Origin of the sequence: Shewanella ulleungensis, assembly GCF_014648315.1 — a bacterium.
Lineage (GTDB): Bacteria > Pseudomonadota > Gammaproteobacteria > Enterobacterales > Shewanellaceae > Shewanella > Shewanella ulleungensis.
In genome coordinates this window covers 299,462-324,400 of the sequence record NZ_BMQW01000006.1, presented here as the reverse complement: position 1 = coordinate 324,400, position 24,939 = coordinate 299,462, and the positions used below count along the sequence as shown (strand labels likewise).

At 39.3% G+C, this 24,939-nt stretch carries 23 protein-coding genes; 4 read left to right on the top strand and 19 right to left on the bottom strand.

Translation table 11 applies throughout. The features are described from left to right. Positions 1-112: 112 nt before the first annotated feature. Together IEY40_RS13565 and IEY40_RS13560 are read right to left on the bottom strand one after the other, a co-directional pair. Complete coding sequence (locus tag IEY40_RS13565) at positions 113-1,831, bottom strand: sodium:solute symporter family protein (protein ID WP_188957020.1); 1,719 nt, start codon at positions 1,829-1,831, stop codon at positions 113-115. Positions 1,832-1,842: 11 nt separating this feature from the next. Next, a complete protein-coding gene (locus tag IEY40_RS13560; protein ID WP_188957018.1) occupies positions 1,843-2,109 on the bottom strand; it encodes a DUF4212 domain-containing protein in 267 nt (88 codons plus the stop codon). Positions 2,110-2,471: 362 nt separating this feature from the next. Between IEY40_RS13560 and IEY40_RS13555 the strand changes: the two genes are divergently transcribed. Continuing rightward, on the top strand, positions 2,472-4,637 hold the full coding sequence (locus IEY40_RS13555) for a diguanylate cyclase (protein WP_229777111.1): 2,166 nt from the start codon (positions 2,472-2,474) through the stop codon (positions 4,635-4,637). A gap of 128 nt (positions 4,638-4,765) precedes the next feature. On the opposite strand, the gene IEY40_RS13550 is transcribed toward IEY40_RS13555, so the two are convergent. The 7 genes from IEY40_RS13550 to IEY40_RS13520 form a co-directional block, all read right to left on the bottom strand. Continuing rightward, positions 4,766-5,038 carry a hypothetical protein gene (locus IEY40_RS13550; protein WP_229777110.1) on the bottom strand — a complete coding sequence of 91 codons (273 nt, stop codon included), beginning with the start codon at positions 5,036-5,038 and terminating at the stop codon, positions 4,766-4,768. Between the two features lie 14 nt (positions 5,039-5,052). Continuing rightward, on the bottom strand, positions 5,053-5,847 hold the full coding sequence (locus tag IEY40_RS13545; RefSeq protein WP_188957016.1) for a DNA-binding protein: 795 nt from the start codon (positions 5,845-5,847) through the stop codon (positions 5,053-5,055). After that, the gene (locus tag IEY40_RS13540; RefSeq protein WP_188957014.1) at positions 5,844-6,389 is read right to left on the bottom strand and encodes a core component of ECF transporter; all 546 of its coding nucleotides are present in this window, start codon (positions 6,387-6,389) and stop codon (positions 5,844-5,846) included. The genes IEY40_RS13545 and IEY40_RS13540 overlap by 4 nt, the downstream gene beginning before the upstream one ends. Positions 6,390-6,414: 25 nt before the next feature. Further along, positions 6,415-7,026, bottom strand: a complete 612-nt coding sequence (locus tag IEY40_RS13535) for a CbiQ family ECF transporter T component (protein WP_428848164.1) — start codon at positions 7,024-7,026, stop codon at positions 6,415-6,417. Positions 7,027-7,124: 98 nt separating this feature from the next. Further along, positions 7,125-8,540 carry an ATP-binding cassette domain-containing protein gene (locus IEY40_RS13530; protein ID WP_188957011.1) on the bottom strand — a complete coding sequence of 472 codons (1,416 nt, stop codon included), beginning with the start codon at positions 8,538-8,540 and terminating at the stop codon, positions 7,125-7,127. 3 nt (positions 8,541-8,543) lie between these two features. Further along, positions 8,544-10,511 carry a TonB-dependent receptor plug domain-containing protein gene (locus IEY40_RS13525; RefSeq protein ID WP_229777108.1) on the bottom strand — a complete coding sequence of 656 codons (1,968 nt, stop codon included), beginning with the start codon at positions 10,509-10,511 and terminating at the stop codon, positions 8,544-8,546. Positions 10,512-10,716: 205 nt separating this feature from the next. Next, complete coding sequence (locus IEY40_RS13520; protein ID WP_188957010.1) at positions 10,717-12,165, bottom strand: sigma-54-dependent transcriptional regulator; 1,449 nt, start codon at positions 12,163-12,165, stop codon at positions 10,717-10,719. A gap of 371 nt (positions 12,166-12,536) precedes the next feature. Between IEY40_RS13520 and IEY40_RS13515 the strand changes: the two genes are divergently transcribed. Further along, entirely contained in the window at positions 12,537-13,442 is a 906-nt protein-coding gene (locus IEY40_RS13515; RefSeq protein WP_188957008.1) for a substrate-binding domain-containing protein, read from the top strand. Between the two features lie 13 nt (positions 13,443-13,455). Here the strand turns inward: IEY40_RS13515 and IEY40_RS13510 are convergent, their stop codons facing one another. Continuing rightward, positions 13,456-14,907 (bottom strand): alpha/beta hydrolase, encoded by a 1,452-nt coding sequence (locus IEY40_RS13510; RefSeq protein ID WP_188957006.1) that lies wholly within the window; start codon positions 14,905-14,907, stop codon positions 13,456-13,458. A 367-nt stretch (positions 14,908-15,274) separates the two neighbouring features. Between IEY40_RS13510 and IEY40_RS13505 the strand changes: the two genes are divergently transcribed. Next, entirely contained in the window at positions 15,275-15,892 is a 618-nt protein-coding gene (locus IEY40_RS13505) for a DUF6942 family protein (protein WP_229777107.1), read from the top strand. On the opposite strand, the gene nadE is transcribed toward IEY40_RS13505, so the two are convergent. From nadE to IEY40_RS13465, 8 genes are all read right to left on the bottom strand, one after another. Continuing rightward, a complete protein-coding gene (nadE, locus tag IEY40_RS13500; protein ID WP_188957004.1) occupies positions 15,889-16,719 on the bottom strand; it encodes an NAD(+) synthase in 831 nt (276 codons plus the stop codon). The genes IEY40_RS13505 and nadE overlap by 4 nt on opposite strands. Before the next feature lie 157 nt (positions 16,720-16,876). Continuing rightward, entirely contained in the window at positions 16,877-18,181 is a 1,305-nt protein-coding gene (locus tag IEY40_RS13495; protein WP_188957001.1) for an inosine/guanosine kinase, read from the bottom strand. Between the two features lie 293 nt (positions 18,182-18,474). Next, entirely contained in the window at positions 18,475-19,119 is a 645-nt protein-coding gene (adk, locus tag IEY40_RS13490) for an adenylate kinase (protein WP_188957000.1), read from the bottom strand. Between the two features lie 136 nt (positions 19,120-19,255). Beyond that, positions 19,256-20,119: a co-chaperone YbbN gene (locus tag IEY40_RS13485; protein ID WP_188956998.1), complete on the bottom strand. Its 864-nt coding sequence runs from the start codon at positions 20,117-20,119 to the stop codon at positions 19,256-19,258. Between the two features lie 65 nt (positions 20,120-20,184). Next, on the bottom strand, positions 20,185-22,098 hold the full coding sequence (gene htpG / locus IEY40_RS13480; protein WP_188956996.1) for a molecular chaperone HtpG: 1,914 nt from the start codon (positions 22,096-22,098) through the stop codon (positions 20,185-20,187). A 291-nt stretch (positions 22,099-22,389) separates the two neighbouring features. After that, complete coding sequence (gene recR, locus IEY40_RS13475) at positions 22,390-22,989, bottom strand: recombination mediator RecR (protein WP_188956994.1); 600 nt, start codon at positions 22,987-22,989, stop codon at positions 22,390-22,392. A 151-nt stretch (positions 22,990-23,140) separates the two neighbouring features. After that, entirely contained in the window at positions 23,141-23,374 is a 234-nt protein-coding gene (locus tag IEY40_RS13470; protein WP_188956992.1) for a helix-turn-helix transcriptional regulator, read from the bottom strand. Beyond that, complete coding sequence (locus tag IEY40_RS13465; protein ID WP_188956990.1) at positions 23,367-23,864, bottom strand: hypothetical protein; 498 nt, start codon at positions 23,862-23,864, stop codon at positions 23,367-23,369. The genes IEY40_RS13470 and IEY40_RS13465 overlap by 8 nt, the downstream gene beginning before the upstream one ends. A gap of 374 nt (positions 23,865-24,238) precedes the next feature. Between IEY40_RS13465 and IEY40_RS13460 the strand changes: the two genes are divergently transcribed. Beyond that, on the top strand, positions 24,239-24,511 hold the full coding sequence (locus IEY40_RS13460) for a hypothetical protein (protein ID WP_188956988.1): 273 nt from the start codon (positions 24,239-24,241) through the stop codon (positions 24,509-24,511). Positions 24,512-24,565: 54 nt separating this feature from the next. Here the strand turns inward: IEY40_RS13460 and IEY40_RS13455 are convergent, their stop codons facing one another. Beyond that, positions 24,566-24,898: a YbaB/EbfC family nucleoid-associated protein gene (locus IEY40_RS13455; RefSeq protein WP_160054287.1), complete on the bottom strand. Its 333-nt coding sequence runs from the start codon at positions 24,896-24,898 to the stop codon at positions 24,566-24,568. Positions 24,899-24,939: the final 41 nt, after the last annotated feature.

The following is a 24,939-nucleotide window of genomic DNA, read 5'->3' as shown; positions in this document are numbered from 1 at the left end:
TACATCATATAAACACTATAGCAAAGGCTTAGATATAGCTGCTATAGGACTTAAGCCCAACAAAAAGAGCGCCGAAGCGCTCTTTAAATTAGTTTAAAATCAACATCGGTGATTAGTGATCGTGCGCTTCACCCGATCCTTTAGGGAAACGGATAGACTCAACCATAGTCACAATCTCATCAGGTATCTTAGCCGTCACTTTACTGACAGCAAATGCCACACCAAAGTTAATAAACATCCCTACCATGCCAAAACCTTCAGGTGAAATACCAAAAAACCAATTTTCAGATGTATTAGCTGCAGGATTAATAAACTTAAAGTAAGCAATATAACCTGCAGTAGAGAGTAAGCCAATCACCATACCGGCAATCGCGCCATCTCTGTTCATTGTCTTAGAGAAGATCCCCATGATAATTGCAGGGAACAATGATGCTGCTGCAAGACCAAAGGCAATTGCCACCACAGCAGCCACAAAGCCTGGTGGATTGATACCAAAGTAACCGGCCATCACTACACCTAATGCCGCCGCAATACGAGCGTACATCAATTCTTTTTGGTCAGAAATATCGGGCATCAAGTTTTTCTTCAGTAAGTCATGCGATACCGACGTTGAGATAACTAACAACAGACCCGCTGAAGTCGATAATGCCGCCGCTAAACCACCCGCTGCAACAAGGGCAATAACCCATGCTGGAAGCGATGCAATTTCAGGCGTAGCAAGTACGATAATATCGCGGTCGATGTTCATTTCATTTTTATCACCATTGGTGTAAAAAATCTTGCCATCGTTGTTTTTATCTTCCCAGGTAATAAGACCGGTTTTTTCCCAGTTTTTAATCCAAGAAGGCGCTGTCTCATAAGGTACACCTGTTGAATCTGGACCATTAATGGTCTCAATCATATTCACTCTAGAAAACGCAGATAAAGCAGGCACAGTCGTATACATAATTGCGATAAACACTAATGCCCAACCCGCAGAGATTCGTGCATCCTTTACTCGAGGTACAGTAAAGAAGCGCACGATAACGTGTGGTAAACCTGCAGTACCAAACATTAATGCACCCGTAATAAAGAACACATCGATCATGTCTTTAGAACCTTCGGTATATTGAGAAAAACCGAGTTCGGCTGATAAACCGTCAAGTTTATCGAGTAAGTACACCCCAGTGCCATTACCAGCGGCATCAACTAACTCAGCACCAAAACCAATTTGCGGTAAAATATGACCTGTCATCATCACCGAAATAAAGATTGCTGGCACCATGAAAGCAAAAATTAACACACAATACTGTGCGACCTGAGTATAAGTAATCCCTTTCATGCCGCCTAACACCGCATAAAAGAACACCACTGCCATACCTATGTATACACCAGTTTCAACCTCGACTTCTAAGAAGCGGGAGAACACAACACCTACGCCTCGCATTTGACCTGCGATGTAGGTAAAACAGATAAAGATGGCACATATGACGGCAACTGTACGCGCGGTTTGCGAGTAATAACGGTCACCAATAAAATCTGGCACCGTAAACTTACCAAACTTACGTAAATAAGGCGCCATGCACAAAGCAAGTAATACATAACCACCGGTCCAGCCCATTAAGTATACAGAACCGTCATAACCAACAAACGACACAATACCAGCTAGTGAAATAAATGATGCCGCAGACATCCAGTCTGCCGCAGTTGCCATGCCGTTCATCACAGGGTGAACACCGCCACCAGCAACATAAAACTCTTTCGTAGAACCTGCACGAGACCAAATGGCGATCCCGATGTACAACGCGAAAGTTGCGCCGACAATTAAATAAGTGAGTGTTTGAACATCCATCGTAGTGCCCCTTAGTCTTCCTGAACATTGTATTTTTTGTCTAATGCATTAGCTTTCGCTACGTAAACAAAAATCAGCGCCACGAATACATACATTGCACCCTGCTGCGCAAACCAGAACCCCAGTTTGAATCCCATAAAGGTGAATTCGTTTAATATATCAACTAATAAAATACCGCAGCCAAATGACACTGCAGCCCAAATTGCAAGCAAGCTAAGTACTAAGCGTAAATTTTCGCGCCAGTATCCCGCTGCCTTTTCGTTATTTTCAAAACTCATTGCGACTCCCCTATCGTTAGTTTTTGTAAAGTCATTGTTAATTTAGCAACTCAGAGCTGCACCACAATCAAGACCTTAGTCGTACCCGGATAGAGATAACGCAATAAAAAACACAAAAAAGGCATATTAATTAATATCTTAACTAAGTCGATTTTGTATAGATATAACAAGCTGGTTAAACTCAGTTAGACCAAGGTCGAACAAAAATGGCTTTTAAACGTGGTTAAAATCGGCATTCTTGAGGTGTAAAAATATAAAGCAATGATAAAAAGTCTGGTTTTACATTGAAATCTGATTGGATTCTTGAGATAAGTATTGAATAGCAAGACGCTTTTTATAATAAAATCAATAAGGACCTCTTTTTGAAGCTTCCCCAAATTAACCAACAACATCTGCTTTTTTCTATTGCTTTAGGCGTAGTAGGTTTGTTAATTAATTGCTACCCCATCCAATTCTTTGCCAATGTGCAATTTGTATTAGGTAACACTGTCACCGTAATAGCAGCTGTTTTGCTAGGTCCGTGGTATGCATTTGTGACAGCGATGCTTGCGTCAACAGGGTTAATGATTAACTGGGACAGTCCTCATGTTTATTTATTCTTTGGACTAGAAGCATTATTTTTAGGTTACGCAAGGCGACGTGATATCTATGCCTTGTATGCAGACGCTACGTATTGGTTAGTTATTGGTGCACCATTGGTTTATTTGTATGTCACTTTTATTATGGACATACCCTCATCGCACTTAGGTTTTATTATTGCAAAGCAAGGTGTTAATGGCTTGGTATATACCAGCATTGCTTCACTACTTATTTTAGCAATACCTAAATTGTGGTTTTTTAAAGACAAGGTAAAAGACCGTCATCGTCGCTTACTGAGTGCACAGCTCACTTACTTTTTCACACTCATGGTCACCCTGACCTTGCTGTTTTCTGCGCTGATTTTTAATTACTATTTTTTAGACCGTCAGCAAAAAATGTTAAAAGAAAACATCAATGATGCGGTGTCTCACCTAGCTACGTCAGCTCAAAATTACATAAACAACCATAAAACAGTTATTGCAAACGCTGCGAACCAATTAACCATTGCTTCTTATGACCCATTGCAATGGCAACCAATGTTATCCAATTTACATAATAGTTACCCCGGTTTTATTAGTATGTTAATTGCCAATCCTCAAGCAGAAATCGTTGCGGCAAGCCCTGTGTCTCGTTTATTAGCTCAAAGTAAAACGCAAAAGACGACGATTAAAGACCGCGACTATTTTATTGAGTCGTTTTACAACCACCGTTTATTTGTGTCATCGGTATTTCTTGGGCGTGGCTTTGGTAATGATTCAATTATTGCCATGAGCGCACCTTTTTATACCAATGAACAGCACACCACAACAGCAGGAATCGTTGAGGGTTCACTCGATTTAAATCATTTTTCGCATATAGATCAAGCAAGTGAGTATGCCGATGATGAATCAGTTGTCATGGTTGACGAACAAAATCAAATTATTTATGCTTCTGAAAAACTCGGATTAAAGTCGTTATCGAAATTCAATTTCGCGATTAATAATGGGGTATATCGTACCCGCTTAGAGTTACTCAATATCGAGCGTCCAAAATCAATAGTGCCTGAATATATCTATGCTCACCAAACACTCGATAACGGTTGGACAGTATATATCCTAAAAGAATTCTCTCCTTTGCTTAAACTGGCTGAAGAGCAAATGTTCAGTAGTTTTATTATGTTACTGATATCGTTAATAGGTACTTTTTACATATCAAGAAAACTCAGTGCATTACTCACAGTGCCTTTAGAGGCGGTTGCAAGTCAATTTAGTCCATCGGGATTAGGCCTAAATAAAATCCAAAGCATTGACGAAAACTCTCCAAAAGAAGTATTCAGTTTGTATCAACGTTTAGCGGCAAGTAAACAGCAATTGATCGACCATCAAGTGGAACTAGAAGAGACAGTTGTAAGGCGTACTGAAGAGTTAGAAACGGCGAACCGTAAACTCAAAGAATTAGTTGACCGAGATCCGTTAACCGGCTTATACAATCGCCGTTATGCAGAACGTAAATTTACCGAATTATTAGACTTTTGCCTACGCAGCGAACAAGCCATTACTGTAGTGGTATTGGATTTAGATCTCTTTAAGAATATAAATGACAACTATGGCCATTTAGCCGGTGATGAGTGTTTGCGCATAGTCGCTCAGTTACTACAAAAATACTTTAAACGCGATATTGATATTGTTTCTCGTTATGGCGGTGAAGAATTCTTATTAATTTTACCGCTCACAAACGCACTGCATATTAAACATCATTTAAATAGCTTTAGAGAGGCTTTAGCTGATCTCGAAATGATATCACCAGAGGACAAGCGATCTTTTACTGTCACTGTAAGTATAGGAGCTATTACTGCTAATCCCGACTATGCAAATGAGTTAGACAAATGGATAAAAATTGCAGACGATAATCTCTACAAGGCAAAACAAGAAGGACGAAATAAGACTGTCATCGATATTATTAATGGATAAGCTCGCCTAACGTTATGGACGGTGTTGGATAAACTCGTCCGGAGTTTAATGACAAGCCTAAAATAAATTAGTTTTCTATTTACAAGCTATTTCAAATATCGTGAAAATTACGTCTTTATAAGGTCATTTTACGATGGTAAGCCATAACACTCAAAACCATCAACAAGCCATCTTCTACGCATACAATTAACACAGCTAAGCAACTTATCATCAAGCATTTCATCTTCATCATCAGCCATAAAGTAATGACAATGGGATGCTGCTAAGCGGGATTGAACAACATTATCGCTGCTAAAGCGAAATATCCAGCTTCCGGATGAAGAGCCAGATTGTGATGCCGGTCTAAACATAAACCACGTTAACATCACTGAGCAATCATATTCATCAACGTTAGATTCCATCGATTTACCTTTCTCTAGTATTTTTTTAACTGTTGCTTTAAAGCATTACACCAATGTTTTTTTCCAGTTTGATTATCCAGACTTTGGTAAACCAGTAATAAAAACTGATCGTGAACGAATACGGCTTTCACTTTACCACTTAGCACAATAATGTCTTCACCATCACGTTTTACTCCTTCAATATCAATTACACCATCAAGCCCTGAACATGCGATGATTTGGTTGACACTCAACGATATATAATCTGTATTTTCAGCTAATCCAACGGATATTTTACCTTTCACACGTCCATCATTACCTGACAAACGCAAACCAATACCGGCAATAGCACCAATAACGCCTTGACCAGTTCCACCATGCTCTGATAAATCAACATTCACATCTTTTGCTAATTGATAAGCCTGATCTTTTGTCTTAACTTCTCGCTTTGCCTCAGAGCCAAAGGCAATGAGATTTACTACATCATCGTGAGTCAATGCTAATTTATCTACAATCGCCAGACCAGGATCAGCAACAGAGGCACTCTCAGCTAATAAATGTTCCGTACAAATTTGTTTGATTTGGCTTAATGACAATGCTGACTGCAATTCAAAACACATTGCGCTATTGTGAGAGGTGTATGGAATATCAGGATGAACAAATAGTTGATGCCTTGTCACCCATGCAGCTATATTGTTTTCTGTCTCATTAACTGAATTTAAGTGCGACTTGGACATAATGAGATACATGATCTCCTCAGCAATTTCTCCGGTACCTTTTGTTCCAATATCATCGGTATCATCAATACAAATTAACCAGGTTGTTGTCATTTATTACGCATCCCATTTTTAGTTAGTAAATCATGCGCATCTAAACGCTTTAAAATCAGTGGCACAAGTAATGCGCCTAATACCGCAAACACACTGCCACTAAGACTATTAACGCCAAATTGGATTAGGACTATTTTGATGTCCATACCCACTAAAAAATCTTGCAAACCTGATTTTACAGCCCATGCAATACTGCCTATCAAGGCAAGCAAAATTAGTCGTAATTTAAGAGAAAATAAATTAGCAATGAAAAGTAAGCCAATGTCCATTGCTATCGCAGGCAAGGTGAATTTCAATAATATTAAGAAGCCGCCTTTCCCTATCCCTAAAATCATGGCTAATAACCCCGCCAACAATCCGCATAGCGTCATACTGCCAACTTTATTCGTTGCTCCGTAGCACACTAAATAAAATAGACTCATTAAAAACATTGAATGTCCAGAAAGGCCTAATTTCATCCGTAACATACTTTTTATTACCACTAGCAATGTTGCACAAAAGCCAATAAATAAAGAATGGTGTAAATTAAATCTCGAATTCATTTACGATTACCTTAACGTTATACGGTTAATTGAACGGCCAATGTGTGTGTTTTGATGATTTGTCGAAATGTCGTTGGTTTGCTGAATGTGCAATGTGTTTTGATAAACTTAATAATTGAATTAATAAAGGAAATAACACACATTGAACCAATTCATACCAATTGATAGGGTTTATTAGTTCTTTAGGTGTAATACGAGCCCCACGCAGACATTGAATATGGTAAATATCTCGCACTTCTTGACCAATAAAGGGTAATACTTTTATTGATGTTGTAACCACAAAAGCCCACTTTGTTGGTAATAATAAACCCAATACCTGACTTATTTGATGACTCGATTGCGTACAAGCAAGCCACCAGCTTGGTAACATAACCAGTATTATTCGAGTAACGACAATAATCGCTTCAAATAATCGTTCTCCACCATAAAGCAAGGCGTACAAGCCAACAGTAACAAGGGATTGGATAAAAAAAAGCTTTATTAATGGGGCTAAGTTAGCTTGACGACACCATGCATGAAAAAGTAAAAAGACGTTGACTAACAATAAGTAAGCAAGGTTTTCTTGTTGTACTAAAAAGGCACTCATCGATAAGACAATACTGAAGATAATTGCGGCACTGCATATTATTAATTTTATCTTTGAATGAAAAACGTCACAGTTTATTTCACCAACCGAAGACGCTATGACGGTTAATCTACACTTTTTATGTTTAGTTGATTTTAAACTTATCATGACTATGATGTTCCGTTTAACACACAATGTTCAGTTAACTGCTGCCGCTCAATTAACCAACACTTGCTAATCAGTGAAGACAAAATATGACGATGACTTGAAAAAATAACCGCACCACCGTTTTCAGAAAAGTGTTTCAAAGCTTTAATCACTAGTGGGAAATAATTATCATCTAAACCCGCAAAAGGATCATCTAGTAATAATACTTTGGGGTTTATACACAGAACAGATGCAAATGCCACTAGATGCTGTTGCCCATAAGACAACTTGTGTGGCGAGTGTAATGCTAAAGGCATTAAGTTTAACTGTGTTAATATATCTGTTGCATTTGATAATGGTAATCCAAATCGCTTTAGGCTAAATTCAAGCTCTTGTTGTACCGTCATTTCAAAAAGTTGCCTTGATGGCCTTTGCATTAAAAACCCCAAGTTAGCGCCAAATATTCCCAATTTTGGTGTTTTACCTAGTAGCGAAATTTGCCCTTTATAACCAGCACTCACACCGACGATTCGATTAAACAAGTTAGTTTTGCCGCAACCATTTTCACCAAATAATCCCACAATATCCCCCGAATGCATCGTCACATTATTGTTGATGTGCAATAGTGGATTTTGATTAGCAAACTGAATTGTTAGCCCTGACATGCTAAGCACGCAAGGACGCCCACCTAAACTGAGCGCACCTTGCTTTACCGGGTGCGTCATAGTCAACGGTATTTTATCAATATCATGTTGAGATACAGAATGACGGCTTATGTTTTCGATAAAATCCTCACTTGAAGATATCTCTTTATTCGCGGGTATTAGCGTTCCTGATATTAACTGCCATTGATAATTAATAAGTTGAGTAAATGGATATGTATTGTGTTCCACTATTACAACACCTACACCTGTATTAAGTAAGTCTAATAACACCTTGCAAAGATCGGTAATACCTTGGTTATCAAGTTGAGCCCAAGGCTCATCTATTAAAATTAAATTAGGTTCAAATACCAGTTGAGCGGCAAGCATGAGACGATACTTTTGACCTAATGAGAGATGGTCTACTGGCGTATTAAGCGGTAAAACTAAGCCCACTTTAGTTAATGCCTGTTCAACTAACGGCAGCATATCAATAGGTCGCACTAATAGGTTTTCAAGTCCAAATGCAACTTCTGCCCCTATGGTCTCTCTAATTAACTGTACATGAGGGTCTTGCATGATAATCCCAATGATGAGCTCATCACTGTGAGTGATTTCCCCCTGATAGTTAAATTGATTTGGCATTGCCATCAGCTGCAACAAGGTTGTTTTACCGCACCCCGTCACACCGCTAATACAGTGGCATTCTCCAGCATTTATCTGGAGATTCAGGTTCTGGTATAAATAAGTTGAATTGCCTTGTTGCAGTTCAACTTGATGCAATGCCAGTAACATCATGAATTAAAGCTGCCAGTTAATACCAACAAACACCTGCCTTCCCGCTTGAGGCAGAGCTTCACTTTGGTAATAATTTTCATCTAATAAATTAGTCGCTCGGATATAAGCGTCTAAATTATCGCCAAAAATTGGCTGTGAAAGATTAAGATCAATAAGCGTATAACTGTCTAATTCATTCTGAACCGACACTGTGTTGCCGCTTATTTTTTCACTTGTGTAGAAGATTTGATCGGTAATGTGTTCAATATCAAGGCTCACTTTTAATCCTACATTAAATTGATATTGGCCTTGGAATCGATATTGATTTTTTGGTCGGTACTCTAGCTCGCTAATATTGTCATCATCTAATGCTTCAGAGTCCAAATAACTGTAAGAAACAGTCAGCATTAAATTATCAAAATATTGATTTTTTACATAAAAATCAATACCTTTAAATTTGTAGTCACCTAAGTTTTGATAAATACTGTCGTCGTCTTTAGCAATGTAATCGTCTGCTTCAGTATAAAAACCTGTCACATCGAATTCGGTTTGATAAGCTAAGCCTTGTTTAAAGCCTAATTCAATGTGTGCAGACTCTTCCGGGGTAAGATCTTCATTACCAGAAGATTGAGAATATAGATTTGTTAATGAAGGAAAACGTACCTTACGTGCGATGCCTGCATGTAATTTACTGTTATCAGATACACTCCAGTAACCTGATAATTGCCCTGAATAATTATCATCATTGCCTTTGTCTTGCTCATGATTATGAGCAGCTAAACCTAATGTCATGCCATAAAGATCATCACTCTGATACTGATACTCTGCTGCGAATGTATGTAACCAGGCTTCTTTGTCAAACTGATCACTTGAGTCTGAACCCGATGTAGCGCTAGTTGATTCCCAACGTTGCTGTTCGCTTATGAGCGACGTCGTTAACATGCCATAATCAAACATATCTTTAATCAACTGCAAGTTAGCACCTTGAACAGTTGATGTGCTGTCTTGGCTGGATTTTATATCATCATAATCACTGCTCTTATAAACAACATCTACAGTATCACTCTCGTTATGATAGCCAAAACCACGAAACACTAATGACTGCGAGAATTTATGTGCAATACCCAGCTGCACAACCATGCTGTCGAAATCATCTATACGTTCATATTTAACTTTACTCGAACCGGTTCCATCAGAGCTTGGCTTACCCCAACTTGCTGAATTATAGTTAATATTACCGGTAATCATTGTGTCATTTGAAACAAAATAACTACCTTGTGCGTACACATTATCTAGGGTTTTATCGGCATTTAAACGCGTATCACCTATTTGTTCTTCCGTGTCATCATAATCAGATGACATCGGAAATCCGTCAGTCTGTTGATGGTTATAACTCATAAACCCTTGCCAGTTACTACCACTGCCAGCGACGTTTATATTGCCATTTGCCGTATCATTTTCAGAAAATTCAAGATTACCAGAGGAACTGGGCTCCATATCGCCCTCTCGGGTAATGATATTGATGACACCACCCGCCCCACCAGGACCATAGAGTACAGATGATGGTCCAACAGAAACTTCAATAGATTCAATTAATGAGGTGGGGATAACGCTAGGATCAAACTGACCATCTTCAGCATCATTGGCTGGCACACCATTAATTAAATAAATAACATGTCTCGCTTTAAAGCCGCGAATATCCACTCTTGGTGTACCCTGCCCGCCCACTCGAACATAAATACCAGGGACATTTTTCAACACTTTATCTAAGCTTTGGGCTCCTGAAGCTTCAATATCATCTCTTGAAATACTCCAATGTGTCATCGATGCTTCCACTGCTGATACACTTTGACCTTTTACAACTATCACTTCTTGAATTTTTAATAGCGGATCTCTTTCGATATCGTCAGCCATACTGCTAAAACTAGTCAAAATAGCAATTGATAAAAGAGATAAACGTAACGATGTACGTGTAGGATTAATTTGATTCACTGGCAATGTCTTCCTATTTTCTGAAGGTCCAATTTTTAATGAACGTATTCTTGCCGAAGGCCTCAATTAAGCTCAAGCTTGATTAACAAAAACTACAACTAAGGCAACAAAAATCACTCAAAAGGAAATAGAAAACACAAAAACGGACAATTTGTCCAAAGCAAATCTGAATTTGTCATCATATTTACAGCAAAACGGATTACACCTAATCGAGGTCCCACTCTTTAATTTTACGATCGATTGTTTTACGTGACACGCCAAGATGTTCAGCAGCCAGCATTTTATTACCACCATAATGCTTAATTACTCGAGTAATATGTGCTTTTTCAATGCTCTTTAAGTCCCAATCAACTGGTAGGTAATGTTGTCCAGAGTTAATTTCTGAGGTTTCTAATGGATTAGTACTATGCTGGTTGTGGGTTGTGGCTAAACGCTGCATGTATTCTTTAGGCGCAATATTGAGCAATAAGCATTGCTCTATCGTATTTTTTAGCTCTTGGATATTACCCGGCCAGTAATATTCAGTTAAACATTGAAAATCAGTCACTCCCCACTGTGAATAATTATTTAACAACTCTTTACGCGTAGCAGCACTTTTCATCAAACAACGATTAATGAAAAACTTTGTCAGTATTACAATATCTTCACTGCGTTGATGTAATGGCGGTAAAACGACAATAAACTCAGCAAGACGGTAGTAAAGTTCAATTAAAAACTCACCTTTTTGTACCCGAGAAAATAATCGAGTCGCACTCATGCTAACCAACCTGATTTGTTCATATATCTTTATTGAATCTAATATGATTAACAGCACAAGCTGTTTATCCATTGGCAATTCAGCAATATGATTAAACACTAGCCATAATGGTAGTTTGCTGTTAGCACAATAAAATCTGATTTGTTGTTCATCGAGTTGAGACAGATCTCGACAATCAATCATTATAAGATCGGTGGGCGAATTTAATGATTGCTGGAGTTGTTTAAAAGCGAATTTTTTCCCCGTACCAACCTCCCCCTCAAGCAATAATGCATGGCCAGTGGAACGGATTATGGTTAATGTTCTTTTAACCTGTTGAATCGCTATGCTATCGCCAATAAAAAATGAAAATAAACTATTAGGAGTCTTTTCCTGTGTACTAAATGTTAAATTATCCTCAACAGAAGTATCAGCAATAACCGACTGTTGAAACAACCATCGAGAAATAACCTCATTCATTTCAAGAGCATTTATCGGTTTAACGATGTAATCACAAGCACCTTTACGTATGGCGTACAAAATGTCTTCTGACTTATGGCTTTTACTGGTAACAATAAACTGCTGAGGAAACACCAAACAAGGGGCATCAGGAATAGAGTTAAAGCGTAATTGAGTTTTTTTATCACTCAGGTGGGAGGGAGCATAATCTTGATTAACTGCATGATGACTTAATGAAAAGAATGAGCAAAAATCATCAATAACACTTAACTCAATGATGCATAAATTAAAATTAAATCGTTGAAATAAAACAGATGCGTGCTCGGCATTTCGTGCAAACTCAACTAAGACAAAGTCACGCTTTAACAATGATGATATGGCAGTCCAAATAGATAAATCAGGCTCAATAACTAATACTGCTCGATCTAGTTTTACACATTGTATTTGTTCAACACTCATAGCTTGCTACCTTAGCGTGAATCATTCCCTTGCCTTAAAATAGGTCATATTGAACGGTATGTTCGCTAATACTGCCTTTAAAACAATGTAAAAGATAAAATTAGCACAGATGACTCAGTTTTATAATAACTCGATTTTCAAAGTGTTAAACTCACCTTACAATAAACACCTAAATTAGAGTTCATTAAGTTTGCTTGCGGGTTGTTAGTTAACAACTTGGCTTTATTGCAGTGTTTATATTGCATTAAAGACTTATTATACAGAATGGCTGCAAGGCCTATTTGTTACCGTTAATATTTGAGTAATGGCCTCGATTAACATAAAAATAATATTGAACGTGCCGCAACCATTAAATTACTAATGAGAATGATATGCCTATTGAATCAAACATCATTTACATGAATACCAAACAAGTCGCTGAGTATCTCGATTTAAATGAAAAAAAAGTTTACTCAATGGCGAATCACCACATCCTCCCTGGAACAAAAGTAACGGGTAAATGGCTATTTCCTAAAGTATTGATAGACCGTTGGTTAATGGACTCTTGTCATAGCGGTATGTTGTCAGACAGAATGCACATCACTGGTAGTGATGACCCATTACTATCAATGCTTGTTGCACAGTTAATGGCTAGAAGTGAACATCAAAAAATAATAAGTTACAGTGCTACAGGCTCAACATTAGGCTTAGAGTTACTGTCGCGCGGTTATGCAGATGTTTGTAGTATTCATTGGGAAGATCTTCAGGGTGATCACAATAGTATATTCTCATTATTAAAAAGTTTTCCTAACCACCAGCAGTGGATTATGGTCAGTGGCTATGAACGACATCAAGGATTAATGGTGCGAAAAGACATGTCGTCTTTATTTAATCATCAAATGAATATTACAAAGCAACCGCTTCGCTGGGTTTCCCGCCAAAAAGGTGCGGGGAGCCAACAACACTTTCAAAATTGGTTATCATTAAACGATGCTAGCGTAGATGAATTACTTTACACAGCAACGGCCAATTCTGAACGGGAATTAGCCGGCTATATCGCTCGTAACGATGCTGATATCGGATTTGGTTGTCAAGCTGTTGCAATGGAAAGCGGGTTACATTTTATCCCTAAGCTGACTGAGTCATTTGACTTTGTGATGTCACAAAGCATATTTTTTAGGCGTCAACTCCAAGAGTTATTAAAATTACTGAAACAACCACAAACACTTCAATTAGCCAACGTATTATCTGGATATAAATTGAAAGACAGTGGGCAAATTCTATGGCGAGGACAATAATTAACAGTGCATGTTATTGTTGGGTAAACTCGTCCATTCGACTCATCATATATGGGTAAAATGGATTCCACTTTTGACGTAACATATCAGCGGCTGTGACACTAAAAATACCTCTCTCACCTTGGTATATTCCTCTGCCTATTTGTATCTTATCTGGCTCTTCACTGGCTAATGGACCGTACAAGGTGTCTTCAATCGGGAAGGTTAATGCTACGTGAGATAATGAATACACCTCTTTAGGCCAGATTAATGCCAGCGCCTGTACATCACTAGAGTTTGAGTTACTGGCAAGTTCACGCACTTGTACATGATGATCGTGTTGTATATTATTTTCAAGCAAACTCAAACGATAAGGTAATGGCGTCTTGAGCCAAAAAGGTGCAAAAGGCGCCAAAGGATCATGCATCAATAACTGATTATGGCTGTGTTTGCGATTGACATCGAATAATACTAATTCATGCCCTTTGGATACTGGCAAGTGTTGATACAGTTTTTCAACCACGGATAGAGAAGACACTGTATCATCAACCACTGACTGAAACGTTAATATCGGCGCAATGGCCTTATATTGCTTCTCCGTCAATCCAGCCAATAATGTTTGATTACGTAATGTTAAACGGTAAACCACGTCCCCTGCATTGACGGCAAAAGATTGATAGCGAAATGGATCGTACTCGGTTTGAATACTATTCCAGTACAGTTTATCTTGACCTAATAATCGTCCCAACTTCGCTTGCCAATATGCCCCAGCAGCAATAGGAGCTAAACCTATCGCGGGTGATAAAAATATCATCCCAGCAAAATCGGTGGGCTTATTGAGGTTAATATTTTCAAGCTCATGGTTTAATGCTAAAGCAGCTCCAGTAGAGAAACCTGCCACATAAATGGGTTTACCTGGTAACTTGGCAGCCAAATGTGCTGCAGCAAGAGATACTGCGCCAGCTAAATCAGGCCATGTGATGTCTGTCAGTCCTGAGGGCACTGTGCCATGCCCTGGTAACCTTAATCCCACAATATGCGCTTGGTGTTGATAATGTTGCGCGATATGTGACATCACATAAGGTGAATCTGACATACCGTGGAGCAGCAATAACCCAAATTCTGCTTGGGGGTTTTGCCATTCAAAAGAACGGTTCCAGTTTTGTTGCCACAAGGCGGGATCTGACAAACTATGGCGCTCATAACGATTCAGTGGTGACGCTAACTGTGGTTGGTATTGACGATAAATTTTACGATCAACTTCTGCGAATAATTTATCTTCCAAAGCAAGGTATTGCTTAAAATTGGTTAAGCCTGACTGTTGGTGATATTCAGATGTGAGATGAGTCGTATGCCATATTGATAAATCAGGCCGATCGTTTAATAGCCATACGGCGGTAAACAGAATAGCGACGCATATTCCGATAGCACCATAAAAAGCAGCAAATAACAGGTGTTTGGTCGACCCTATTACGATGGCGCGCATTATCTACCTTAACTAATTAAATTTGTTAACTTAATGAGGTTAACAAATGAATAAACGGATATCCAACCGGCGATGATTTACCATCAAACGATTAATTCGATGAGCCCACAACACGCGTTAAATACCAAATCATTAATACGATAAATTCAGTGAGGTGACGATAAATCGTCAATAAATAATCTGCTACACTGCGGGATTAACATTGTGCTTATTTTATCATTAAACTCAGTAAAACGCGTACGACAAACGAAATAAACGCCAGAGCGGTGAAGGTTCAACATTATTTTTGCTGAAAATTGCTGATCATTTCGTTTTTATATACTGACATTCTTTTAAAATCGTTACAGAGCAAAGGTTTTGACATTTTATGCTGAGTAAACAAGCAACAATGATTGTAGGTCCGCAAATCGCTGACATCATTTTCTATCTACCCACTGCGCCAATACTACCAACAGGTTGGCAGGCAACGCAGCCCGATGCTATTGCAAAACTAATTGCCTTGAATGGAAATCATTGGCGAAAAATTGTCACTATTATGGCTAAGATATGCTGCTTAAAAGTGGATATAACTGCAAATAACGGTGCGGTATGGAAAAGCATCAGAGATAACCTACTCCATGATGACAAGCGCATACTGGTCAACACAAAGACGAGCCAGCAGTTTCTTCCCCGCTTAACTTGTCAAATACGCATTGTGGTGCCTAATACTCGCCCAGAGTGCTTATTACCAAATAACTTCTCAAAAGATTGCTGGCATATTGTATGCGGCAAAGAAACCCAACAACGGCTCGGCCTAATATTTGCGGACGCTGAATCGACGATGAGTAAAGAAGAGTCCACTCTTTGGCAAACGATTGATGATAAGAATAAAATAAAGCGTCAGCACACATGTTTACTGACGCCATATTTAGATTACCGGCAATATTCTAATGCCTTGATAGAACACACTAGAGAACTGCTAATAAAAACTAAAATATCTGATTAGTCGTAAATCGTTGGGATCGGCTGGCGTTTATGTTGTGTACGTTTGTAGATCCCGACCAATTTATCTTCGACTGATTTAGGTACTTCTTTGCCTTCTAAAAAGTCATCAATTTGATCGTAAGTTAATCCCAGCGCCACTTCGTCTTCTAACTGTGGTTTATTGTCTTCTAAATCTGCAGTGGGAGCTTTGTTAACTAATAACGATGGAGCACCTAAAAATGCAGCAAGCTTGCGTACTTGGCGTTTATTCAAGCCAAATAACGGCGCTAAATCGCACGCGCCATCACCAAATTTAGTATAAAAACCGGTAATATTTTCTGCACTATGATCAGTGCCAACCACTAAACCGCCCACTAAACCGGCAATATTATATTGAGCAACCATCCGCATTCTTGCTTTAACATTACCTTTAACAAAATCGACTTTGTTTTCTTCTGGTAATGTCATATCAGCCTCAACTAAGCCCGCTAGTGTGGCATGGTGAACGCCCAGCACTCCGTCGGCAATATTCACAGTCACTTGCTTTGAAGGCTGAATAAACTGGCAGGCTAATTGCGCTTCATCTTCATCTTTTTGAATTTGATATGGCAAGCGCACAGCAATAAATTGGTAGGAAATATCACTCTGCTCTTTGTTTAAGCTATCCACAGCCAACTGACATAAACGACCCGCTAATGAAGAGTCGACGCCACCACTAATACCTAGCACCACATTATGGCTATGCGACTCTTTAAGTTTTGCTTTAATAAATGCAACTCGGCGCTGAACTTCAAACTCAGGCTCAATAGCCTTAAGTACATGCATCTCTCTTAAGATTTGTCCTTTCACGTGACGCTCCTGATTGCTTACTGTGATAGCTGATTCTAGCTGCTGTTAATGAACGGATAAGTTTTGATTGTACCCGAACTGAGGTTATTCTATTAAATTCTAAGCAAAAAAAAACGATAATGATGATTCATTATCGTTTTTTTTAATTAAAGCGAGATTAACGCTCCCAATATGACTCTTCTAAACTGTCTTCACGCTCAGGTAAACCACGTGATAAACGCGGACTGTGCTGTGCTAATACTTCATATGCAACACGGTTAGCATATTTGCATACTTGTGAAAATGATGAATAACATAAGCCATCACGTTTGTGCTTGCTTGACCCAGGTACGTTAGTTTTATGGAAGGTATTAGCTGACAAATCATGGAGTAAAGCCGATAACGCGCCATCACCAGCGCCATTGGTATTACGGATAAGCTCTGGTCCACCCATATAAGGCGATATATGAGCATACACCTTAATCGGTGTCTCACAGTCTTCTTTCAGCATAGGTCGAGAAAACTCATAACGGTTAAACTCAGGAATAGCGCCCGGTAACAACAAATGGCTGGTTTCACGTTTGGCACTGTCTTCTGCGTAGCCAGCTGTATATAAACCAATAGGCCCTGCGGTAGTCAATACCATGTCACACCATTCAAGCGCAGCTTCACTGGCCAATAGCGGATCTTTAAAACCGGTTAGCGCCTCACCTTCATCTTCGTTCATGGCCAAAATGGTCACATGATCCTTAATAAAGTCTTGCCACCATTTAGGATCTTCTTGAATTAAAAAGCGTGTGCCTAAGGTTAACACCACGGGTACGTCGGCTTCTTTGGCATATTCAATTGCTGTCATCGCGGCATCGGTAATGCCATCACCGTCACTAGCTCGCATCAAATAAGCGGTTAACACTAACGCCGAACTACCTTGAATAACATCTTTGTTAATAAACTCAGGAGTCAGCTTATCCATTGAGCCTTTGCTGATAGCAAAAGTTCGTTCACCACAATCAGAAATCAACGTAAAACACCGTCCAATAGGACCGTCAACAGGTTGTAAATAGTTTAAATCGACTTTCGATGAGGTGTTACATAAGTAACGATATGCATAACTGCCAACCATGACTTTTTGGCTCATTACACCAAATAATACAGAACGGTCGTCGGCTAAAATAGAATAGTTATGTACCGTATTTCCAATAGTACCACCAGCAAATTCGTCACTGATCATCTCATTTGATTTAAGTTCGTGATATAAATTATGAGCTTGTTCATCGTTAATGAGGGTCGAGTTACCCTTGGGTAAACCATAGCGCTCAAGTAATTCATCTTCGACTTTGGCTTCAATATCGACAAGAGTCTGATCAATACCACAAATATAAGTGGAGAATGGTTGCGGCTGCTGGGTAAGTTGAGCCAATAAAGGATCACGACTGTTTACGGGAAAATAGTGCTTTGACTTACGTTGACCGGGAAACTTCATATTGGGCTCTCATAGCTTAGCGTCCATGCCAGTGTGATGTTAATTGCCTATGACGACTTTCAACGTTGAAAAGTCGCCCTCTGCGAAAATGGCGGCAGATTCTACCATACATAAGTAATGACTTTATATTACTTTTAACTCAAAGCGCAGTAATTGTTAGGCTTGTTTCACACTGTTTGGCCTTACTTACCATTAAGAGATAATTTGCAGATAATTAACGGGCCAATTCTTATTATATTTCTGGCATAAAAAAACCTGCATCAGCAGGTTTTTAATAAGCATTAGCATCGTAATTACTTTAATACGTTGGCTAACTGCTCGCTCACTTTAGTCACAGATTGAGTACCGTCAAACTTATTGTACTGAGTGCGACCTTCTGCAGCCACTTTACCATAGTAGTCTACTAACGGTTTAGTTTGCTCGTGGTAAATACCTAGGCGCTTGCGTACAGTGCTTTCTTCGTCGTCAGGACGAATTGCAAGCTCTTCACCGGTTACATCATCTTTGCCTTCCACTTTTGGTGGATTAAACACAACATGATAAACGCGGCCAGAACCAGAGTGGACACGACGACCGCTCATGCGCTTAACGATTTCTTCGTCAGGCACGTCGATTTCAATCACATGATCGATCTCAATGCCATTCTCAGCCATTGCATCTGCTTGAGGAATTGTGCGTGGGAAACCGTCAAGTAGGAAACCTTTTACACAATCATCTTGAGCAATACGCTCTTTCACAAGACCAATGATAAGGTCGTCAGACACCAATTGGCCTGCATCCATTACTTTCTTGGCTTCTAAACCTAATGGAGTGCCTGCTTTAACGGCTGCACGTAACATGTCACCGGTTGAGATTTGTGGGATACCATACTGTTCCATAATGAACTGAGCTTGGGTACCTTTACCGGCACCTGGGGCACCCAATAAAATAATGCGCATCTCAAAAGTCCTCTTTTAAGTTTATGTTCTTTTTAGGGCGGCGATTTTCGCACATATACCGCACTTTTAATAGCGCTTTTGTTATCACATTAGACCTATATCTAATAAGGTTTGTAACAAAAACGCTAAGGGATGTTTAATACAGTAAGGTATACAATTTACGGCGATATTGATTAGCTAACGCGTTGCCCTGTCCTATCGCGGTAAGTATATCCATAAAGGCTTGTTTAACTTTACCGTCTAATGCGCCTAAGTCTTTTTGCAAAATAGCAAACAATAACTCAAGGGCTTCTTCATTTCGATGCGCAATATTTAACGCTTTTGCCAGCGAAACAACCGCGTCTAAATTATCAGGTTGTTGTGTAACACTTTGTTGTAACTGACGTATCTCTGGAGTATCGGCTGCATCTTCAGCTAATGCTAATTTGGCCATTAGATTCTGATAATAACTGTCTTGATCTGCTAAGCCAACCTGAGCCAACAACTGTTTAGCATCGGCTAACAACCCCTGCTGTAACGCAACATCTGCCATGACTAACCCAACCTCAGCAGCTTGCTGCGCACTGGCATACACTGTTTTTAGCTTTACAGCGAGTTGAGTCAGCTCTTCAGCCGTCAGCTCCCCCTCTGCTAACAGTTGTTTAATCGCATCAAACTCTTGTACCCATAAGGGCGGCAAATGCTTATTAAGTAATTCATTCACTTGTTGCTCAGTTTGTACGCCGGCAAAACCATCTATCGGACGACCTTTGTCTAGCACCAATGTGGTTGGTAAATTTTGAATTTGGAAATAATTAGCGATTTCGGTTTCAGCTTCACAATCGACTTTAGCCAAAATAAACCGACCAGCTTGAGCCTGTGCTATCTGCTCTAAGGTTTGCAGCATCTGTACACTCTCAGGCTGCGGTTGCGCCCAAAATGCCAATACCACCATTTTTTCCATTGAGGTATCGACAACCTGCTGGATGTTTTCTTTGGTTAAATTAATCAGGTAATCCATAGTGCCCCCGGTATCATCTAAAAACAAAAGCGGACTACTGTCCGCTTTTACTGCTTTAGGTAAGCTTATTTAAAGCTGGCCATCAACATCTGGTTTGTGAGCTTAATAAACGCAGATGGATCGGACAAACTGCCCTTCTCTGAAAGTAACGCTTGTTGCAATAATAAGTTAGACCAATCAGCAAATAACTGCTCGTCGGCTTCGTTATTTAAACGCTCAACCAATGGATGGCTTGGGTTAATTTCAAATGTTGGTTTTGATTCTGGCACAGGTTGTCCTGCAGCTTGCATCAGTTTAATCATTTGAGTCGACATTTCACCGTCGCCGGTCACTACACAAGCTGGGGTATCTGTTAAACGCGAGGTCACTTTAACATCAGATACTTTATCAGCCAGCGCAGCTTTAATACGTTCAACTAAGCCTTTAGCTTCTTCTGCCACTTTATCTTGCGCTTCTTTATCAGCTTCATCTTCTAGTGAACCTAATTCAAGATCGCCTTTAGTAACCGAATGAAGTTTTTTACCTTTAAACTCAGTTAAGTGATTAATTAACCACTCATCAATTCGCTCAGACATCAGTAATACTTCAATGCCTTTTTTGCGTAATAACTCTAAGTGCGGGCTATTAACTGCTGCGTCGTGACTGTCGGCAACAATAAAGTAGATCTTATCTTGGCCTTCTTTCATACGCTCAATATAGGCATCTAAAGACACGGTAGTCGCTGCTGAATTATCGTGAGTAGAAGCAAAGCGCAGTAAACCAGCAATACGCTCTTTGTTAGCAAAATCTTCTGCTGGGCCTTCTTTTAATACTTGACCAAATTCAGCCCAAAATGATTGGTATTTCTCAGCATCATTTTCAGCAAGTTTTTCAAGCATACCTAATACACGTTTGGTTAACGCCTGGCGTAAGTTTTTGGTAACTTGATTGTCTTGTAAAATTTCGCGCGATACGTTTAACGGTAAGTCTTTTGAGTCAATTAAGCCTTTTACAAAACGTAAATAGGTCGGCATGAATTGCTCAGCATCATCCATAACAAACACTCGCTGCACAAACAATTTTAAGCCGTGTTTATGGTCACGGTTAAACATATCCCAAGGTGCTTTAGCAGGAATGTAAACTAGGCTGGTGTATTCTTGCTTACCTTCAACACGGTTGTGAGACCATTTAAGTGCATCGGCATAATCGTGTGAAATATGTTTATAGAATTCTTGATATTCTTCGTCAGTAATATCAGATTTGTTACGTGTCCAAAGCGCTGTGGCTTTGTTCATTGGCTTCCACGTTCCTTCGGTGGCAGCTATTTTTTCGCCGTCTTCACCTTCAGATTCTTCTTGGCCTGCTTCAAACATTTCTACCGGAATAGAGATATGATCTGAGTATTTAGAAATAATTGAGCGTAAACGGAACTCATCAGCAAATTCAGTTTCTTCATCACGTAAGTGTAAAGTGATTTCGGTGCCGCGAGTGTTTTTTGTGACAGTCTCAACGTTAAATGAACCTTCTCCTTCTGATTCCCACAATACTGCTTCGTTTACCGCATGGCCAGCAGCACGAGTACGCACAACGACTTTTTTTGCCACGATAAACGCTGAGTAGAAACCAACACCAAATTGGCCAATTAACTGAGAATCTTTCGAGGCTTCACCAGATAAATTGTTGAAAAAGTCTTTCGTTCCTGATTTAGCAATAGTACCTAAATGCTCGATAACGCCATCGCGGGTCATACCGATACCATTGTCAGAAATAGTAACAGTGCCTTTTTCTTTATCTGTGCTGACACGTACGCGTAATTCGCCGTCACCTTCATAAAGTGCGTCGTCGGTTAGCGCAAGGTAGCGTAATTTGTCTGCTGCATCGGCCGCATTTGAGACTAATTCACGTAAGAAAATCTCTTTATTGGAATACAAAGAGTGGATCATCAAATGCAATAGTTGTTTTACTTCGGTTTGAAAGCCATGAGTTTCTTGTTGAGACATGAATAATTTCCCTTGGTGTTACGTTAATACAAAACGAGTCGAACTATCCACTCGTATAAAAATCTTCGTTAACCAAGAAATGGGGGGCTTTAAACTGTTTTCAAGGGCTGTTGGGTTTTATTGACGAATATTTCACCAACAATACGTATTTATCGACTCTAAAATCATTTCACAGTAACAAACGATTACAGTCTGGTACTAGAGAGATGATATTAGCAGGGAAATACCTGCCAATAAGTGATTGGCAGGTCAGCATCGACTTTGATGAACCGCTAAAGCAGCTATCGGTGATTAAAGCGGAATACGGCCATTAAATGACAAAGCTAATGTTGTGCTGTCGACATATTCAAGTTCGCCGCCAACGGGTACGCCATGTGCTATACGGCTAATAATCACGTTATGGCGTCTTGCCATGTCAGCAATAAAGTGTGCTGTAGCATCCCCTTCAACGGTAGGATTGGTGGCCAAAATAAGCTCGCTGACATCGTCTGAAGCTAAATGGCGCTCTAATAGTGCCAGGCCTAACTCTTCGGGACCAACGCCATCAAGTGGAGATAAATGCCCTAGCAGCACAAAGTAACGTCCGCTAAAATGACCACCTGCTTCAATGGCGAGCACATCTGCTGGCGTTTCAACTACACAAATAATACCGGCATTAACACGGCGATGGCTTGAACATATTGGGCACAGCTCTTGTTCAGTAAAGGTTCGACAACTTTGACAATGCCCGACTTCAGACATTGCTTTTTGTAATGACTCGGCTAATTTTAAACCCACTTTACGTTCACGCTCTAATAGCTGAAATGCCATACGTTGCGCAGATTTAGGGCCGACACCAGGTAAACCACGTAAAGATTGAATTAACTCATCGAGCAAAGGACTAAACTTCATAAAATTGCGAATACCTTAATGACTGATCTATTTGTAATACCTTCAACACTGCTCAGAATAGACTCACTGAACCATAATGCTGTGCGATTATTGTCTGAGCAGAGCGTGAATGCAAAGGTTAATACGTCAAGCGCCAAATTTAATCACTTGACTATCTACCCGAACGATAACTAAATACTTTATCTAACGGTAGGTCAAACACTTCTGCAATTTTAAACGCAACCTCGAGTGTCGGTGAGTATTTATTTGATTCAATGGCCATCACTGTTTGCCGGGTAACACCGATGTGTTCAGCTAATTGCTTTTGAGTCATTTCATTATTTAAAAAACGTAGGGTGCGAATTGAGTTTGAAATCCCTATTTTGTTTACTTCAGGGTTACCCATATATATCTCCAGATCGGCCCTTGTACAACTGCACGCCATAATGTGCTAACTCTGCAATTAAGAAAGCCCCAACTAAAATGTGTAACGGTAAATGTGGCAGGCTTGATTGCATAAATTCGAAATCTTGGGCGGCGATATTATATTGAAATAAGGCTAAAATCACCCCGACTTGCAAAATGATGGCAGTATATTTGTAGCCAACTAAATTAATCTGCTTTTCTCGAACGTCCATTGGCCGGGATAACTCATCGTCACTGATAAATGCCAGCACAATATAACTCACCACCATCAATGCAATCGAATAAACTATCACCTCAAATAACACAGTAGACAACCACTCAATTGAGGCTAATTGTTCTGTTGAAGCATTCACCAACTGACTTACGTAAAAGTAGCTAATATAAGCCGTCACTAAAAAATCGACAAATAGCGTCACTTCTCTAAAACTCGTCTCTTGTAACCATTGAATCAACTTTCGCTTATTATCCATGTTAACCTCGGCAAACTTTATGTATGAAATATTTAACTTCATATAACGTAATACACCCAGACCAAATGTCAAATATTTTATACTTTATGTTAACTTTTATATACCCAAGCTAAATTGTTTTGATGACCGTTTATCAGTGATAACAATTCATTACTAACACTATTATCTCATTGGTCAAACTGACAACTATTTAAGCAAAATGCTTATTCGGCCATAAAGGAAAAAACATAAACCAATGATTTTTAAGTGTTTGAATTTTGGCATAGTCATTGCTATAACTAATTTACCTATTGAGATGTTACGTTAAACAAACACACTAAACTTAACGTCTACTATTGTTAAGTATGGATTTAGACTAAAAATAAGGACTCATTGTGAAAAAACTCATTATTGTTATCGTTGCAGTTGCACTTGGATATGTCATCAATCTCAAATTTGTTGAAATTGCTTATTCTATGGGGTTTGCAGAATTAAAGAAGGAAGCAATATTGATTAATGATAAAAAAATGAAGGTAAAATGTGATTCATATGCCTTGGGTTTTTTTGATGAAATCAAACTCGAAAATAAATTTCAGCAATGTATTAATGACTATGAAGCGCAAGGCTATGTAGTATTAGCCGCAATACAAAATGACTCTGATGCATAACAAAAAAGCTCAAGCATTATGCTTGAGCTTTTTGTTTGTTGTTAAATACAACGATTAAAACGGCATTTTCATTCCTGGTGGCAATTGCATGCCACCCGTTACTTCAGCCATTTTAGTCTTTTGATTTTCTTCTAAACGACGCGCTGCATCATTACATGCAGCGGCAATCAAGTCTTCGAGCATTTCTTTGTCATCTTCCATTAAGCTTGGGTCAATTTCAACTTTGCGCACACTGTGGTTACCTGTCATGGTTACTTTAACCAAGCCAGCACCAGCTTCACCGGTCATTTCTGTGCGTGCGATCTCTTCTTGAACTTTTGCCATTTTGTCTTGCATCATTTGGGCTTGTTTCATTAAATTGCCCATACCGCCTTTTCCACCAAACATAGTTTGTCTCTCTCTAATTAGGGTTGTTAGCACGTCGCCAT

Bases quoted from the DNA above. Each gene is read 5' to 3' on its own strand.
- IEY40_RS13540 (WP_188957014.1), bottom strand. From the start codon at position 6,389: ATGAATTCGAGATTTAATTTACACCATTCTTTATTTATTGGCTTTTGT.
- IEY40_RS13485 (WP_188956998.1), bottom strand. From the start codon at position 20,119: ATGGATTACCTGATTAATTTAACCAAAGAAAACATCCAGCAGGTTGTC.
- IEY40_RS13550 (WP_229777110.1), bottom strand. From the start codon at position 5,038: ATGGAATCTAACGTTGATGAATATGATTGCTCAGTGATGTTAACGTGG.
- IEY40_RS13560 (WP_188957018.1), bottom strand. From the start codon at position 2,109: ATGAGTTTTGAAAATAACGAAAAGGCAGCGGGATACTGGCGCGAAAAT.
- adk (WP_188957000.1), bottom strand. From the start codon at position 19,119: ATGCGCATTATTTTATTGGGTGCCCCAGGTGCCGGTAAAGGTACCCAA.
- IEY40_RS13495 (WP_188957001.1), bottom strand. From the start codon at position 18,181: ATGAAGTTTCCCGGTCAACGTAAGTCAAAGCACTATTTTCCCGTAAAC.
- IEY40_RS13505 (WP_229777107.1), top strand. From the start codon at position 15,275: ATGCTGAGTAAACAAGCAACAATGATTGTAGGTCCGCAAATCGCTGAC.
- IEY40_RS13530 (WP_188957011.1), bottom strand. From the start codon at position 8,540: ATGATGTTACTGGCATTGCATCAAGTTGAACTGCAACAAGGCAATTCA.
- IEY40_RS13470 (WP_188956992.1), bottom strand. From the start codon at position 23,374: ATGGGTAACCCTGAAGTAAACAAAATAGGGATTTCAAACTCAATTCGC.
- htpG (WP_188956996.1), bottom strand. From the start codon at position 22,098: ATGTCTCAACAAGAAACTCATGGCTTTCAAACCGAAGTAAAACAACTA.
- IEY40_RS13455 (WP_160054287.1), bottom strand. From the start codon at position 24,898: ATGTTTGGTGGAAAAGGCGGTATGGGCAATTTAATGAAACAAGCCCAA.
- IEY40_RS13465 (WP_188956990.1), bottom strand. From the start codon at position 23,864: ATGGATAATAAGCGAAAGTTGATTCAATGGTTACAAGAGACGAGTTTT.
- IEY40_RS13510 (WP_188957006.1), bottom strand. From the start codon at position 14,907: ATGCGCGCCATCGTAATAGGGTCGACCAAACACCTGTTATTTGCTGCT.
- IEY40_RS13520 (WP_188957010.1), bottom strand. From the start codon at position 12,165: ATGAGTGTTGAACAAATACAATGTGTAAAACTAGATCGAGCAGTATTA.
- IEY40_RS13515 (WP_188957008.1), top strand. From the start codon at position 12,537: ATGCCTATTGAATCAAACATCATTTACATGAATACCAAACAAGTCGCT.
- recR (WP_188956994.1), bottom strand. From the start codon at position 22,989: ATGAAGTTTAGTCCTTTGCTCGATGAGTTAATTCAATCTTTACGTGGT.
- IEY40_RS13565 (WP_188957020.1), bottom strand. From the start codon at position 1,831: ATGGATGTTCAAACACTCACTTATTTAATTGTCGGCGCAACTTTCGCG.
- IEY40_RS13545 (WP_188957016.1), bottom strand. From the start codon at position 5,847: ATGACAACAACCTGGTTAATTTGTATTGATGATACCGATGATATTGGA.